13 protein-coding genes and 2 tRNA genes are annotated in these 14,795 nt (G+C 60.2%); 1 reads left to right on the top strand and 14 read right to left on the bottom strand.

Annotated elements, in window-relative coordinates; genetic code table 11:
• Positions 1 to 282: 282 nt before the first annotated feature.
• From DW796_RS08215 to asnB, 14 genes are all read right to left on the bottom strand, one after another.
• Entirely contained in the window at positions 283 to 1,851 is a 1,569-nt protein-coding gene (locus tag DW796_RS08215) for a threonine/serine exporter ThrE family protein (protein ID WP_199579841.1), read from the bottom strand.
• Between the two features lie 320 nt (positions 1,852 to 2,171).
• Positions 2,172 to 4,136 (bottom strand): lysine--tRNA ligase, encoded by a 1,965-nt coding sequence (gene lysS, locus DW796_RS08210; protein WP_118094802.1) that lies wholly within the window; start codon positions 4,134 to 4,136, stop codon positions 2,172 to 2,174.
• Between the two features lie 79 nt (positions 4,137 to 4,215).
• Entirely contained in the window at positions 4,216 to 4,686 is a 471-nt protein-coding gene (gene greA / locus DW796_RS08205) for a transcription elongation factor GreA (protein ID WP_006234960.1), read from the bottom strand.
• A gap of 106 nt (positions 4,687 to 4,792) precedes the next feature.
• Positions 4,793 to 5,068: a twin-arginine translocase TatA/TatE family subunit gene (tatA, locus tag DW796_RS08200; protein WP_152073393.1), complete on the bottom strand. Its 276-nt coding sequence runs from the start codon at positions 5,066 to 5,068 to the stop codon at positions 4,793 to 4,795.
• A gap of 112 nt (positions 5,069 to 5,180) precedes the next feature.
• Positions 5,181 to 5,257: transfer RNA gene (locus tag DW796_RS08195), tRNA-Pro, on the bottom strand.
• 49 nt (positions 5,258 to 5,306) lie between these two features.
• The gene (gene ispE, locus DW796_RS08190) at positions 5,307 to 6,203 is read right to left on the bottom strand and encodes a 4-(cytidine 5'-diphospho)-2-C-methyl-D-erythritol kinase (RefSeq protein ID WP_117756896.1); all 897 of its coding nucleotides are present in this window, start codon (positions 6,201 to 6,203) and stop codon (positions 5,307 to 5,309) included.
• Positions 6,204 to 6,205: 2 nt separating this feature from the next.
• Positions 6,206 to 6,502 carry a Veg family protein gene (locus DW796_RS08185; protein ID WP_006234957.1) on the bottom strand — a complete coding sequence of 99 codons (297 nt, stop codon included), beginning with the start codon at positions 6,500 to 6,502 and terminating at the stop codon, positions 6,206 to 6,208.
• A 183-nt stretch (positions 6,503 to 6,685) separates the two neighbouring features.
• Entirely contained in the window at positions 6,686 to 7,132 is a 447-nt protein-coding gene (gene dtd, locus DW796_RS08180; protein ID WP_089572532.1) for a D-aminoacyl-tRNA deacylase, read from the bottom strand.
• A 3-nt stretch (positions 7,133 to 7,135) separates the two neighbouring features.
• The gene (rdgB, locus tag DW796_RS08175; RefSeq protein ID WP_089572533.1) at positions 7,136 to 7,777 is read right to left on the bottom strand and encodes an RdgB/HAM1 family non-canonical purine NTP pyrophosphatase; all 642 of its coding nucleotides are present in this window, start codon (positions 7,775 to 7,777) and stop codon (positions 7,136 to 7,138) included.
• 140 nt (positions 7,778 to 7,917) lie between these two features.
• A complete protein-coding gene (gene rph, locus DW796_RS08170) occupies positions 7,918 to 8,643 on the bottom strand; it encodes a ribonuclease PH (RefSeq protein ID WP_117641055.1) in 726 nt (241 codons plus the stop codon).
• A 54-nt stretch (positions 8,644 to 8,697) separates the two neighbouring features.
• The gene (murI, locus tag DW796_RS08165; RefSeq protein WP_117641054.1) at positions 8,698 to 9,582 is read right to left on the bottom strand and encodes a glutamate racemase; all 885 of its coding nucleotides are present in this window, start codon (positions 9,580 to 9,582) and stop codon (positions 8,698 to 8,700) included.
• A gap of 51 nt (positions 9,583 to 9,633) precedes the next feature.
• Positions 9,634 to 10,545 carry an HAD family hydrolase gene (locus DW796_RS08160; RefSeq protein WP_117635958.1) on the bottom strand — a complete coding sequence of 304 codons (912 nt, stop codon included), beginning with the start codon at positions 10,543 to 10,545 and terminating at the stop codon, positions 9,634 to 9,636.
• Positions 10,546 to 10,652: 107 nt separating this feature from the next.
• The gene (locus DW796_RS08155) at positions 10,653 to 12,215 is read right to left on the bottom strand and encodes a Mur ligase family protein (protein ID WP_118094801.1); all 1,563 of its coding nucleotides are present in this window, start codon (positions 12,213 to 12,215) and stop codon (positions 10,653 to 10,655) included.
• A gap of 111 nt (positions 12,216 to 12,326) precedes the next feature.
• Entirely contained in the window at positions 12,327 to 14,207 is a 1,881-nt protein-coding gene (gene asnB, locus DW796_RS08150) for an asparagine synthase (glutamine-hydrolyzing) (protein WP_117563808.1), read from the bottom strand.
• Between the two features lie 187 nt (positions 14,208 to 14,394).
• On the opposite strand from asnB, the gene DW796_RS08145 reads away from it, so the two are divergent.
• Positions 14,395 to 14,470: transfer RNA gene (locus DW796_RS08145), tRNA-Val, on the top strand.
• Positions 14,471 to 14,795: the final 325 nt, after the last annotated feature.

Raw genomic sequence — 14,795 nt, 5'->3', positions numbered from 1 at the left:
CGAGCTAGTTTTTTCAAACGCAAAGCGCCGCCCGCGGCAGCGCTTTGGTCTCTTTACCCATATGGAGTATATGTTAACCGTTGGGACCTTTCCCGCCCGTAGCCGCGCGACAACGTCTACAAAAAAGGAATCGCCAGGTGCGTCTGCATCGGCCCAACGAGCGTGGATTTTCGGACACCCATTCCACGAGCGTGGATAATCTCCCGTTTTGAGCCCGTAAACAGGCCAAAAACGGGAGATTATCCACGTTCATGTTTTGCGGATCAGTTTCATTTGCACCAATTAGCTGGTGTGGCGCCAGCGAGAGTCGGTGAGGGTTCTCGCCACGCCCAGGCCAACGGGCAGAAACGCCACAATGAGCACTGCACGCACAAACCAGCCGAGCATATTGACCGTGTCGAAGGTGCACATGTAATACATCGAGCGATACAGATACAAGCCCGGCACCATAATGACAATCGATGGCACCGTGAGGGCGATACGTGGGTAGGTGAGCTTGATTTCGGCTAAGCTCGCGAGCAGGCCCGATACCAGCGCACCGATAAACGCTGCCGCCTCGGGAGGCATACCTACGCTCAGGCCCAGAAAGGGAAACAGCGTCGGCGCATCGACGAGCGTAAGGCGCAAGGTATTGGACACGGCGCCGATCAGCCCAGCTGCCGCGGCCATCTTTACCGGGCTGTTGAACATCACCGAGAAGCCGAATACGCCAACGAAGCTCATCACCACGCGCAGGAGCGTAAGGGCAAGCGGCGAAAGGCCGAGCGGAGCAAAATCATCCGGTGCCAGCCCCACACACTCGGCAACCATCCAGCCCACAAGGGTCGCCATCACAATAATCGACACGGCATACGAAAGACGCTCAATGCCGCTTCGCATATCGAGCTTAGCGATGTCGAGGCCTGCCGTAATGAGGGGAAAGCCGGGAATCACAAAGAGCATGGCGCCGATATAGCCTTCTTGGTGCGACATTGCCCCCGGTACGACCTGGCCAAGGCCGAGCAATGCCAGCAGATACGAAACGCAAGCGAGCGCAACGCCAATCGTCAGCGCGCTAAACTGGCCAAGACCCTGCTTGAGAATATGAGAGCGAGCAAAGTTGCCAACACCAGCGCCTACGAATGCGCAGGCCATCTCGATAGGGCCGCCGCCGAGCAAAAAGACGAAGGCGCCGCAAGCACAAGCTGCCGCAAGGCCCTGTTGCCAGGGAGAGTAATCGGGTTTTGAACTCTCAACGGTCTTGAGCATCTCGTGGTATTCGTGCACGGTAAACCGGCGCCCATACGTCTCGATTTCCTTTAGGAAGCTCTCCATCATCCAAATGCGATGGGTATTGACTCCCGTTGTGGGCAGGCTGACAACCTCGTTAAAGCAGTGGCCATCTTCGATGCAGGTGCACTCAAACGACAGAAGACTTAAGTCAACGTGGACGGTGACACCGAGTACGGCGGCAACGCGATTCATGGTATCGCGTACACGCCAGGCACCCGTTCCGCTCGCGAGCATAAGCATACCGGTGCGGCAGATGATGGATGACTTATCGGTGAGCGGCGCATCGACGGCAAGCTCATCGCCTGCCGTCACGATCTGGTGCCAGTCTGTTTTCATATGGAGTGCGCCGGCACGAACACCGTGGTGCATGGGGGCTCTCGAAAGCAGCGAGTCAAGGCGCGAAGACTGTGGGGGCTCCGTTGATTCGTCCTCAACCTCATCAGTCTCTTCATCGACCAGATCAAATGAGTCAAGCGATGCCGGCTCGCGACGATCGATTAGCTCCTCATCCTCATCGTCAAAGTAATTGAACTGATCGAGCATGTCCTCTTCGATTGCACGCTCGCTCGCGTCGTCCATATAGACGCTCCCTTCCTACCGACTAACCCCCATCCTAGGCAGCAACGGCTAAAGGAAACATAAAAGAGACGGCTGCCATGCGAGCCATGTGCTCAATAGCCGTTGGGTGGTCGTTTAAGAACGTCCCCAATGACTATTGATGGCCAAGGCAACGCCGATGTATTGGCAACGTCAGCGAGCGGGCCGCATTTGAGACAAGGTGACGTGAAACGAAAGGGCGCTGACCTTCTGGTCGCGCCCTTGAAGTTGAACGTCAGATTGTCCAAATGCGGCCCGCGCAGCGTCGAGCCGTTACGCGGTTCGTAGAACCGCGTAACTAGTTAGTACATCTTTGCGCCGGCGGGGATGGAGGCGTCGAGCTGGATCAGGTTGAGACGCTCCTCACCATCCTCCTCGTGGATAGCGCTGATGAGCATGCCGCAGCTGGGAATGCCCATCATCTTGCGCGGCGGCAGATTGGTGATGGCGAGCAAGGTCTTGCCGACCAGGTCCTCGGGCTCATAATAACCGTGAATGCCGGAGAGGATGGTACGGTCGGTGCCGGTGCCGTCGTCGAGCGTAAAGTTCAGCAGCTTCTTGGACTTCTTGACGGCCTCGCATGCCTTGACCTTCACGGCGCGGAAGTCGCTCTTGGAGAAGGTATCAAAGTCGACGAACTCCTCAAACAGCGGCTCGACGGCAATCTTGGAATAATCAACCGTGGGCTTGAGCGGCTTGACGAAGGGGCTCGCGGTGTTGCCGGCCTCGGCAGCTTTGGCAGCAGCGGCACCGGACTGGAAACCCTTCTCGGGCTTCATGTGCGGGAACAGCAGCACGTCGCGGATGGAAGCCTGGTTGGTGAGCAGCATGACCACGCGGTCGATACCGATGCCGATGCCACCCGCGGGAGGCATACCGTACTCGAGGGCGCGCACGTAATCCTCGTCGTACTCCATGGCCTCATCGTCGCCACCGGCCTTCTCGGCCATCTGGGCAGCGAAGCGCTCGGCCTGGTCGACCGGGTCGTTGAGCTCGGAGAACGCGTTGGCGTACTCGTGACCGGCGATGACCAGCTCAAAGCGATGGGTCAGGCGCGGATCATCCTCAAAGCGCTTGGCAAGCGGGCTAACCTCGATGGGGTAATCGCACACGAAGGTGGGGTTGACGATGGTGTCCTCGCCCAGCTCGTCATAGATCTCGGCGATGATCTTGCCGGCGGTCCACTCGGGCTTAATCTCCAGGCCCTTCTCGCGTGCAGCGGCAGCAAGCTCCTCAACCGGCGTGTCGATGGTGACCTGCTTACCAATCACGTCAGAGACGATATCGGTCATGGAACGGCTTGCCCACTCACCAGAAAGGTCGATGGTCTGGCCCTGGTACTCAATAACCTCGGGGTTGCCGATAGCCTTGTTAGCGGCCTTAATGACACCCTGGGCGAGCGCCTTCATGCCCTCGAGATCGGAGAAGGCGCGGTAGGCCTCCATCGTGGTGAACTCGGGGTTATGGGTAAGGTCCATACCCTCGTTGCGGAAGATGCGGCCGATCTCGAAAACGCGCTCAAAGCCGCCGACGATGCAGCGCTTGAGGTGCAGCTCGGTGGCGATACGCAGGTAGCACTCCTGATCGAGCGCGTTGAAGTGCGTGATGAACGGCTTGGCAGTAGCTCCGCCCTGGATGGTCTGCAGGATAGGAGTCTCGACCTCCATGTAGCCATCGGACTCCATAAAGCGGCGGAACGTGGAGAGGATCTGCGAGCGCTTGCGGAAGGTCTCGCGAACGTCGTCGTTGGCGATCAGGTCGACATAACGCTGACGATAGCGGGTCTCCTTGTCGGAGAGACCGTGGAACTTCTCGGGCAGCGGGCGAACGGCCTTGGACAGCAGCGTCGCGCTCTTGGGGGCAACGGAAAGCTGACCACGCTTGGTACGCACGACCACGCCGGTCACGCCCAGGATATCGCCCAGGTCGAGGGCCTTGAGCGTATTCCAGGCGGCCTCGTCCATATCGTTGATGCGGCAGAACAGCTGGATCTCGCCGGTCGCGTCGCGCACGACGATGAACATGATCTTGCCCTGACCGCGCTTGGCGACCACACGGCCGCCGATCTTCACGACGTCCTCGGTGTCCTCGCCATCGGTGAGCTCGGCGTACTTAGTCTCGATGTCGACGACGTAGTCCTCAATCTCGGAGTGCTCGGGATAGGGGTTCTGGCCCGCCTCGAACAGGGCGGCGCGCTTGGCCAGGCGGGTGGCGCGCTCGTCGTTGAGCGTCGATGCCTGATCGGCGGCGTTCTGGTTCTCTGCCATAAGTTAGCTCCTCAAATTAAATCGCTCCCCAGGATTCGGTCCCAGGGAGCGAAAACATACCTTTACGCGGGACCGTGGTCTAGCGTGCGATCTTTGCGATGGTGTAGACGCGGGTCTTGCCCGAAGGCGTAACAACCTCGACGGAGTCGCCCTCGCCGTGACCGATGATGGCATGGCCGACCGGAGACTCGTTGGAGATCTTGTGCTCGAGCGAGTTGGTCTCGGTGGTACCGACGAGCGTGACTTCCATGACCTCACCGTTGGGATCGATCAGAGAAACGGTGGAACCGATGGAGACGGTCAGATCGCCCGTGGTGGCAGCAACCTGAGCGTTGGCGAGGATGGCCTGAATCTCGGCAATGCGAGCAGCATTCTGGGCCTGCTTGTCCTTGGCGGCGTCGTACTCGGAGTTCTCCGAAAGGTCGCCGAACGCGCGGGCTTCCTTGATGTCCTCGACGATCTCCTTGGCGTAATCGCCCTCACGCCAAGCGAGCTCCTCGACGAGCTTCTGGCGGCCCTCAGCGGTCAGTACGATCTGGCTTGCGTCCATACGGATATCTCCCCAACTATGATGTAACGATCAACTGTCAACAAAACGAAAAAGACCGGCTAGCCTGCGGGCAAGCCGGTCAGGTGCTCACCCCAAAGGGATGGGACTACTCTGCGTCCGCGTCGCTGTCCTCTGCCTTCTTTTGCTTGGCAGCAGCGAGCTTGGCCTCGAGCTCTGCGATCTCCTTGTCCTCCTTGGACTCCTCGACCACAACGTCCTCGGCCTGCTTGGTTTCGCCCTTATCGTCGCCCTCCATACCCTCGCGGATATTCTTGACGGTAGAGCCGAGGGACTTGCCGAGCTTCGGCAGGTTCTTAGGCCCGAAGATAATCAGGACAACAACGAGAATAATGATGAGCTCAGGAGCCCTCAGTCCAAACATGTAGACCTCCACAATACAGCGAGACAAGCTCGAATGAGTATACCGCGGGTGCCGCGGTATCACAACAATAGCTAAAAAAAGGGACCGCAAGAAGCGGTCCCTCCTCATGCTCTGGTCGGGTTGACTGGATTTGAACCAGCGACCCCTGCGTCCCGAACGCAGTGCTCTACCAAACTGAGCCACAACCCGTTAGTTCGACTATAGTAACAAAGATTTTCGCCGCGTGCTAGAGAAATTTTTATTTCTTTGGCGCTTCAATGCGAACCGTGTTGGGAATGAGCTCCGTCGCGCAGGACCACCAGCCGTTTTGCAGGGCAGCGTCGGCAAGCCTTTCGGCCGTGACGGCGGTGTCGCAAATGGCAAACGAGCAGGCGCCCGATCCGCACACATCTACAGCAACGGCGCCGTCCCGTTTACGCAGCCAATCGAGCACCGTTTGAATCTGCGGCTCCATCTGTGCGGAAATGACACCCAGGTTGTTATGGATGAGCGCATATGCCGTCTCGGCATCGCCAGCACGCAAGGCAGAAGCTATCGCGCCGGGCTTGTCTGCAGGCACTGGGGCCTCGTCAAAACGTCGATAGGCTTCAATTGTTGAAACGCTTGCCTCGCGCGGCTTGACCAGCACGACGGGTGTCGCAGGTAGTACGGGGTACTCGGTGGCCAGCACGTCTCCCCCACCCACGTAAAACGCAGGGCTGGCATGCAAAAAGAAGGGAACGTCAGCGCCAATGCCCCGTGCAATGTCGTCGAGCGCGGGGTCGGTGCGATCAATTCCCCAGAGCTCCGCCAAGGCAACAATGACCGCGGCCGCATCCGTCGAGGGGCCGCCCAAGCCGGCGCACAATGGAATGCGCTTCTCAATCGTCACGCAGATGTTTGCCTCGCGACCATAATGCTCGGCCATAGCAGCGGCTGCACGATACGCCGTATTCTTTTGCATGGGAAAGTCGGATGCCGGAATCGTCTGGACGGTCAGCGCCTGCGCCGGCGTGACCGTCACGGTATCGGAAAGGTCGACGGCTGCCATCAGGGAATCGACCCTGTGGTAGCCGCGGGCGTCACGCTCGGTATGAACCCCCAGATAGAGGTTGATCTTTGCCGGCGCGGAAAGGGTCAGGGACCAATCGGTCACCGCTAGTGCTCCTCGAGCTGATTGCCGAGCGGAGTAAAGATGTGCTCACCGCTCTCGGGGTCGAACAGCTCGACCTGACCGGTAAGGACGTCGATGTACTGGTAGGACTGACGCGACTTGCGGCCGCGGCGTTCGTCAACCTCGACGATAAAGACTGCCGGATGGACGCTCTTGATGGTGCCCATGCGCTCGACGACGCGGGTGCGGCCCATGTTGGCCTTCACCTTAACGCGATCGCCCACCATATCGGTCAGCTTCTCGTGGATGTCGTCGACGTGATTGACTTCCATCTCTTCCATGAACAGGGCCTCCAGAAGGTGCAATTCAAAAAGGGGATAATACCCCTAAGATAGACAAAACTCTAATACTATAGCACCCTGTTGCCGCCATACGCAAGTAGCTAAATAAACCCCGTCCCAAATACGTACCAGACGACAACCTCGCATGACCAGTTGTTACGCGGTTTGGTAAAACCGCGTAACCTAAAGGTTGTCCGTGTCCAAGACGATGGTGAATGGGCCGTCGTTGACCAAGTCGACTTTCATATCGGCGCCAAAGATGCCGTGCGCCACGTGTTCGACATCTTGGCGAACGAGCGTCAGGAAGTACTCGTAGAGCTCGTTGGCGACATCGGGGGCGCCGGCATCCGTAAACGATGGGCGGCGGCCGTGACGGCAATCGGCGAACAGCGTGAACTGCGACACTACGAGAACCTCGCCGTCGACATCGGCAAGTGCCAGGTTGGTCTTGCCGTTCTCGTCCTCGTTAATGCGCAAGCCCCGGAGCTTGCCCCACAGTTTATCGGCCTCGGCGCGCGTGTCGCCGTGGCCCACGCCCAGCAGCACCAGATAGCCGCGCCCAATTTTACCCACGCACTCGCCGTCGACCGTCACGCCGGCGTTGAGTACGCGCTGCACCACCGCACGCACGGCTTACTCCTCGCCCGTCAGTTTGGCGGACAGATGCTCGAGCGCATGGAATCGATGGCTGATGGCGTTCTTCTCGTCCGCCGTCAACTCGGCCATGGTCTTGCCCGGCGTGTCGACCGGCAGGAACAGTGGGTCGTAGCCAAAGCCATGATCGCCGCGGCCCTCGTGTGCGATAGCGCCCTCGCAGGCGCCCTCGCCATAAGTGACCAGGCCGTCCGTGTCGATAAGCGCGACGACGCTCATAAAACGCGCGGTGCGGTCCTCGTCGGCCACGCCCTCCAGATTCACGAGGAGCTTGGCGTTGTTGGCGGCATCGTCGCCGTGCACGCCCGCATAGCGTGCGCTGTACACGCCCGGCTCACCGTCCAGGGCATCAACGACCAGGCCCGAATCGTCGGCGATGGCCATAAGCCCCGTCTCCTCTACCGCGGCCTGCGCCTTGATGATGGCGTTCTCCAAAAACGTCGTGCCGTTTTCCTCGGGGTCCTCAAAATCACCCAGCTGACCCAACGCCACAAAGCGAACCTCGGGCATGACCTTGCCCAAAATGGCCTCGATCTCGGTGAGCTTATGGGCATTGCCCGTTGCCACGACGATGGTCGCCGCCGGGTCGAGGGTGTCGATATCGATCTTCTCTAGTGCCATGACTGGCTTCCTTGTCTCTATAGCAATGCCGCCCAAGGGAAACTGGCCTCGAGCCCTCTCCCCTCCCTGGCGACAGAAACCTTATACTTCGACGTTTTCCCAGATAAAACCTACCAAAATTAACATCCCTTTTTGGCAGGTTAGGCGAGGGCTTGGCGCTGAAGCTCGATGAGCTCGGCAACGCCCTTGTCGCCCAGGTCGAGTAGGGCGTTGAGACGCTTACGGTCGAAGGGCGCCTGCTCGCCGGTACCCTGAAGTTCGATCATCTCGCCGGTGTCGGTGGCGACGAGGTTCATGTCGACTTCGGCGTGGCTGTCCTCGGAATAATCGAGGTCAAGCAGCGTATTGCCGTCGACAACGCCCATAGAGATGGCAGCCACCTGGCCGGTAAGCGGGATGCGCTCGATCTTGCCTGCCTCGACCCACATGGCGAGGGCGTCGTGCAGCGCCACCCAGGCGCCGGTAATGCTCGCCGTACGCGTACCGCCATCGGCCTGGATCACGTCGCAGTCGACGGTGACGGTGTACTCGCCGAGCGCCTTCATGTTGACGACGGTACGCAGGCTGCGACCAATGAGGCGCTCGATCTCCATGGAGCGGCCTTTGCGGTTGGCGTGCTCGCGCTTGCAGCGCTTGCCGGTCGATGCCGGCAGCATGGCGTACTCCGCCGTTACCCAACCGGCCTTGGCGCCCTTGCGCCAGCCCGGCACGCCCTCCTCGATGGTGGCAGCGCACAGCACGCGCGTATCGCCAAACTCGGCCAGGCACGAACCGTGGGCGTGCTTCATAACGCCGCGAGTAAGCTTGATGGGGCGCAGCTCATCGACGGCGCGGCCGTTGGCGCGGTTAACCTGCATGTACTCCATAGGAATATCCTTTCGGCAAAAGATGTGGCGAAGGCTTTGGCGGCTGCCTTACATCTATTTCAGCTCATCGATATCGATATGTTCGATGCTCTTGAGCGGCTGACCAAAGATAAAGCTGCCCGCCACCGCAAACTCGGCAATGTTATCGGCCGTCGTGGCAAAACGATGCTGCGGCTCGGCGGCGTCGCCCGCCAGCTGCTCGCGGCGCGTGAGGATATCGGTCAGCTCGCGCGTGGTCTCCTCGGCGGAACTTACGACGCGCACCCCAGGCCCCAGCGCATGCCGGATAGGTCCCACCAACAGCGGAAAATGCGTACAGCCGAGCACCACGGTATCGATACCGTGGTCGCGCAGCGGCTCAACCGTGGCACCCACCAGCGCACGCACGGCAGGCGTATCGAAGATGTCCTCGTTCTCGAGCCACTGTTCCTGCAGATGTGCACCCGAGGCGAGCTCGTGTTCGACAACCTCGACAAAGCTCGAGGCAGGACAACCGTATACATCGACGCCGGCATCTAGATCCTGAATGGCGCGCGTGTAGGCGCCCGAGCGAATGGTGAGGTTGGTGGCGAGCACGCCCACGCGACGCGAACGGGTGCTGTTGATTGCCGCACGGGCACCCGGCGCGATCACGCCGATCACGGGAACGTCGAGCACCTGCTGGGCCAGACGCAAGGCCGCAGCTGTCGCCGTGTTGCAGGCGATGACCATAATCTTGACGTCGTGCTTCGACAGCCAACGGCCCGCCTGCAACGCAAACGAGCGCACCTCATCCTCGGTGCGCGTGCCGTAGGGGCAGCGTTTGGTGTCGCCGAAGTAGTAGACGGACTCGTGCGGCAGCACCGTCGCGATGGCGCGCGCAACCGTCAGACCGCCCAAACCAGAATCGAACACGCCAATCGGGCGCGTGTCGCCTGTCGGATTCTCGATATCGGACATTACCTCACCAGTCTCTCTCGAAAAGACATGTCCAAGTGCGGCGACGCCGCGCTACGAACGCGCCGCGACCAGCAGCTCTGCCGTCGCCGCCCAACCGTCGACAATTTTGCCGCGCGTAACGAAAGCGTTCTCGCAAGCAGCCAGGAACTCGGGCGCGCCGGCGCTCGTCAGGCCATTCTCGACCAGGCAGAACGTGCCCACGTGATCGGCCATGTAGAAGTCGGACTCGGAATCGCCGAGCGCGAGCGTCTCCTCGCGCTCAATCCCCAGGTGCTCGCAGAAGCGCGCGATGGCAACGCCCTTGTTGAGGCCGGCGGGATTGATGTTAAACGCGCGACCGTCCTCGACGCGATCGAGCTCGAGCGTCGTCGGCTTGGACAGATGCGTCAGGTGACCGTTACAGGCCCACACCAGGCCGCAGCCGGCCTCGTCCAGGATGGCCTGGACCTCATTGTCGGGCACATCGCCGCGCATGCCGACGGTGACCTCGCGGTACTTGTAGCCGGTCGACATGTCGTTGTGATACTCGATCTTGTGCGGCCAGCGGGCAAGAATCTTCTCGCACACGCCGGTCTGCTCGATCACCTGGTGCGGAGTAAGGCCGCAGGCGGGGTCGTAAGGCATGTCGCCAGTCAGATACTCCCAATCGTTGGCTTTGAGGTCGTACATGACCAGGCCGCCCATCTCACCGATGTAGGAGTTGAGGCCGAGCACGCGCGCATCCTCGTGGATCATGGTACGGTTGCGGCCCGAGGTGGGAACCACCTGAATACCAGCGCGGGCAAGTGCCACGACGGCCTCGACGAGTTTGGTCGAGGGGTTACCGTCGTTGTCGCGCAGCACGCACGAGCCGGGCGCGAGCATCGTGGCATCCAGGTCGGTAAAGACGTACTTGACCTTGGCCAAGCGCTCGCGCATCTCGCCCGAAAGCTCGGCAACGGTCGGCAGGGTGTTGTGGGACATGGTTACTCCGTTTACGTAGAAGGGTTTGGACTTGGACGGCATGTTTTGATTGAGGGAACACGCTTATGGCGACAGCGCACTCAGGGCGCCGCCGCCATCATGGTTCATTAGTCAAACTGGGTAACATCGATCAGGCGATTGGCCAGCGAAAGGTCGCTCTCGATGGGCACGAACTCGTCGCCCACGTGCATGAGCTCCTCGTCACCCTTTGCCAGCAGCAAGACAATGGTGGGAGCATCGGGGTTGACGTACTCCTCGCGCGCCGCCTTGAACGCCGCATGCACAGCGGCTTCGCGGTCGAGGATGATCTTGTTCGGCGTATCGTCGGGAACATGCTCGGCAAGCTCGCGACAGACCTTCATCGGGTCCTCGTGAGCCGGGTCCTCGTTGGCAAAGATCATCAGGTCGGAATATGGTGCGGCCTCGCGCGGAAGCTGCTCGCGGCGCTCCTGCGCCTTGCCGCCGGCAGCGCCAAACACTGCAATGACTGGACTAGCGGGAAACGCGCGCTTGACCGACGAGAAAAGCGAACGGAACGAAAGCTGGTTGTGCGCATAGTCAACGACGCAGATCACGCGGCCGTCCTTCGACTCCACGACCTCCATACGGCCCGGCACACGCAGTTTGGAGAGGCCCTTCTTGATAGCCTCGATACCGATGCCGATCTCGCGCGCAGCGGCGATAGCGACCAGCGCGTTTTCCACGTTAAAGTCGCCCGCGATGCCCAGCAGGACCTTCTCCCCCGCCTCGGACTCGTCGGCACACAGGCCATGCAGGTTAAACTCGATGTTAAAGCCGACCATGCGCACATCGCTCGCCCACAGGCTTGCCTCGGGATGCTCGACGCCAACGGTCACCAAGCGCTCGGCCGTCGACGCTGCCTCCAACACACGGTCAACCTCTTCGGTGCCCAGATTCACCACGGCGGTCTTTGCCTGGTCAAAGATCCTGAGTTTGCTCTCAAAATAATCCTCAAACGTGGGGTGTTCGATCGGTGAGATGTGGTCACGGCCGATGTTGAGGAAGCACGCCACGTCAAACGGCAGATTCTCGACGCGTTGGTACTTGAGCGCCTGGCTCGAGACCTCCATGACCATGGATTGGCGACCTGACGTGCGGCAGTTGGCGATATGGCGCCAGACCTCGGGGGCCTCGGGCGTAGTATTGGTGCTCTCGTAGCACTCGATGCCATCGTCGGTACTCACCGAGCCGATCATGCCGCAGGACTCGCCCGCCGCTTTGATGATGGACTGGAGCATAAAAGCGGTCGTGGTCTTTCCCTTGGTACCGGTGATACCCACGATCTTGACGTCGTGGTCGGGACGGTCGTAGACCTCCGGCGGCAACAGGGCCATGGCCGTGCGAACGCCATCAACAACCAGCATCGCAGCACCGCTCTCCTGCGCCAGCGGCTCCAGAGACTCGACCAGCGACTCCTCGCACACAAATGCGACGGCGCCCGCATCGAGCGCCATGCTCAAAAACGCGGGCTTAAAGGCAGTGCCTTTGCAAAAGAACACGTCACCCGCCGAGACCGTACGCGAATCAAACGAGCAGCCGGTCACGGCACGCTCGTCAACCTGCTCTGACGCGCGCAGCTCGCCGCACACATCGAGAAGCTTGGCAAGCGTATCGACCGTGGTCACGGTCGCGGAATCCGAATGGTGCATCTTTCACCTTTCTCAGCCATTTGGCAGGGACGGTTTTTATAGTAACTGAAACGCACCACGCAAAAACGGCTCCCGGAGGAGCCGTTACGCGCAGGCGTTCGTAAGCCGAGGCTAGGCAGCCTGAACAGCGGGCTGGTCCTCGTCGATAAAGAAGCGCTTGTACCACACCAGGAACACGAGCGGCGTATAGATCTTGCGCTGGAAATCGCCCTTGCCCGCAAAGTGCAGATCGAGCAGGTGCATGAGCTCGTCGGTATCGAAGAACTCGCTTGCCCACGGCGCGGTGAAGTACTCCTTGACATAGTCGTACCACTTTTGCTCGCGCAGCCAGTAGACAATCGGCACCGGGAAGCCCACCTTGGGACGGGTGGCCCACTCATCGGGCAGCGACTTGTTGGCAGCGTGGCGGAGTACCTGTTTGTTGCCGTTCTCGTTGATGCGGTAGCGATCGGGAATGTGCTCGGCGAACTCCATGACTTTGCGGTCCAGGAAGGGCACGCGCAGCTCCAGCGAGTGCGCCATGCACATCTTGTCGGCCTTGAGCAGAATGTCGCCCGGGAGCCACATGTTCATATCCAGGTACTGCTTCTTGACCAACTCGGGCTGACCCTTCACGCGCGCATAGATGGGGGCGGCAAGCTCGAAGGCGCCATCGCCGGTGTTGTACTCGGGCTTGAGCACGCCGTCGACCTCGCGCTCCGGCCATACCAGAGCCTGTCCCAGGAACGACTTCTCGGGGATCTCGGCACCCTTGACCAGGAAGTTATGTCCCTTGAAGTACGGCATATGCAACGCCAGGTTACCGAGCGCGCGACGGATGGGCAGCGGCACCATCTTTTTGTACTTGCGCACCGGAACCGTGTCCTCGTAGTAGGCGTAGCCGCCAAAGAGCTCGTCGGCGCCTTCGCCCGAAAGCACGACGGTGACGTCCTTGCGCGCCATCTCGGCCAAGAACCACAACGGCACAGACGACAGGTTGGACTGTGGCTCGTCCATGTGATACTGAATGTCCTCGAGTGCGCCAAAGAACTCGTCGGCGGTGATCATCTTGCGAACATTCTCGACGCCAAGCTTGTCGGAAAGTTCCTTGGCGTAGTTAGTCTCGTTGAAATTCTTGTAATCGAAGCCCACCGAGAAGGTCTTGTCGGGCATGAGGCAAGCGGCGATGTAGCTGGAGTCGACGCCGCCGGAGAGGAACGACGCGACCTTGACGTCGGCGATGCGATGGGCCTCGACGCTCTCGTGCACGACCTCGTCCAGCTCGTCGACGTACTCCTCGAACGGCTTCTCGACGGCAGAGTAATCGCAATCCCAGTAGCGCTCGATGTTCATCTTGCCGGTCGGGATATCGACGGTAAAGTAGTGCGCCGGCGGCAGCTTGTAGACACCCTCGAAGAAGGTCTCCTCGGTTGCCGAATACTGCAGCGTCATGTACGGACGCAGGGCCTTTTTGTTGACCGCCTTGTGGAAGTGCGGGTAGTCCAGGAAGCTCTTGATCTCGGAACCGAAGAGCACGCCCGGAGCGCCGTCGCCCGCATCGGCCATGGGATAGTAGTAGAGCGGCTTGATGCCAAAGATATCGCGGGCGCCAAAAAGCTTATTCTTCTTCTTGTCCCAGATGACGAAGGCGTACATACCGCGCAAGCGATCGAGTACTGCCTCGCCCCACTCCTCATAGCCGTGCAGGAGGCTCTCGGTGTCGGCGCCGCAGTGGAACTTGTAGCCCTTGGCCTCGAGCTCGGAACGGAGCTCTTGGAAGTTGTAGATCTCGCCGTTGAAGACAATGACGACGCTACCGTCCTCATTGGCCATGGGCTGAGCGCCGGCCTCGGTCAGGTCGAGGATCGACAAGCGGCGGAAGCCGAGGGCAACGCGGCCGTCGATAAACTGGCCGCCCATGTCGGGACCACGATGGACGATGCGGTCCATCATCTTGGTGAGCACCTCGGATTGGTTATCCGTCCCACCGACAAAACCGACAAAACCGCACATATACTATCCCCTCTGCTGTTGCTGGGTATCAAATCGAATCAGTAGCTTTTGAGTATACCCGAGGGCGTAAAGAGGGGCGGAATGTTCAGGCAATCTCAACTGAATCAGCTCCGCGCCGACACGCGCCGGTTACCTTTAATGGATATGAGATGAATGAGGCGATTGTTTTGCTATACTCTCTCCGCACGGGCGATTGGCGCAACGGTTAGCGCAGGTGCTTTACACGCACAAGGCTGGGGGTTCGAATCCCTCATCGCCCACCATTGAATTGGAAACGGTCCTCGCAAGGGGACCGTTTTTGTTTGGGCCCAGCGCATGGGATTCGAACCCGACAGGGTGCGAAGCTGAGGAAACGCGAAGCGTTTTCCAGCGCAGCACGCGAGGGCCGCAGGCCCGAAGCGAAAGCGGGCGGCGTCAGCCGCACGCGACATCCCTCATCGCCCACCACTGATTTGATAGGCTCCCAGCTATGGGGGCCTTTCTTTTTTGGGCCCATCGCGGGGGGATTCGAACCCGCAAGGGTGCGGAGCTGAGGAAACGCGAAGCGTTTTCCAGCGCAGCACGCGAGAAGCGGAGCGACGAAGCGAG

Origin of the sequence: Collinsella sp. AM31-2AC, from assembly GCF_003469285.1 — a bacterium.
In the GTDB taxonomy this organism is placed as follows: Bacteria; Actinomycetota; Coriobacteriia; order Coriobacteriales; family Coriobacteriaceae; genus Collinsella; species Collinsella aerofaciens_AT.
The sequence above is the reverse complement of the archived record's forward strand: the minus strand, read 5'-3'. Positions and strand labels throughout refer to the sequence as shown.

Coding starts and splice junctions, on each gene's coding strand:
- DW796_RS08215 (WP_199579841.1), bottom strand. CDS start 1,851: ATGGACGACGCGAGCGAGCGTGCAATCGAAGAGGACATGCTCGATCAG.
- lysS (WP_118094802.1), bottom strand. CDS start 4,136: ATGGCAGAGAACCAGAACGCCGCCGATCAGGCATCGACGCTCAACGAC.
- greA (WP_006234960.1), bottom strand. CDS start 4,686: ATGGACGCAAGCCAGATCGTACTGACCGCTGAGGGCCGCCAGAAGCTC.
- tatA (WP_152073393.1), bottom strand. CDS start 5,068: ATGTTTGGACTGAGGGCTCCTGAGCTCATCATTATTCTCGTTGTTGTC.
- DW796_RS08185 (WP_006234957.1), bottom strand. CDS start 6,502: ATGGAAGAGATGGAAGTCAATCACGTCGACGACATCCACGAGAAGCTG.
- rdgB (WP_089572533.1), bottom strand. CDS start 7,777: ATGGCACTAGAGAAGATCGATATCGACACCCTCGACCCGGCGGCGACC.
- rph (WP_117641055.1), bottom strand. CDS start 8,643: ATGGAGTACATGCAGGTTAACCGCGCCAACGGCCGCGCCGTCGATGAG.
- murI (WP_117641054.1), bottom strand. CDS start 9,582: ATGTCCGATATCGAGAATCCGACAGGCGACACGCGCCCGATTGGCGTG.
- DW796_RS08160 (WP_117635958.1), bottom strand. CDS start 10,545: ATGTCCCACAACACCCTGCCGACCGTTGCCGAGCTTTCGGGCGAGATG.
- DW796_RS08155 (WP_118094801.1), bottom strand. CDS start 12,215: ATGCACCATTCGGATTCCGCGACCGTGACCACGGTCGATACGCTTGCC.
- asnB (WP_117563808.1), bottom strand. CDS start 14,207: ATGTGCGGTTTTGTCGGTTTTGTCGGTGGGACGGATAACCAATCCGAG.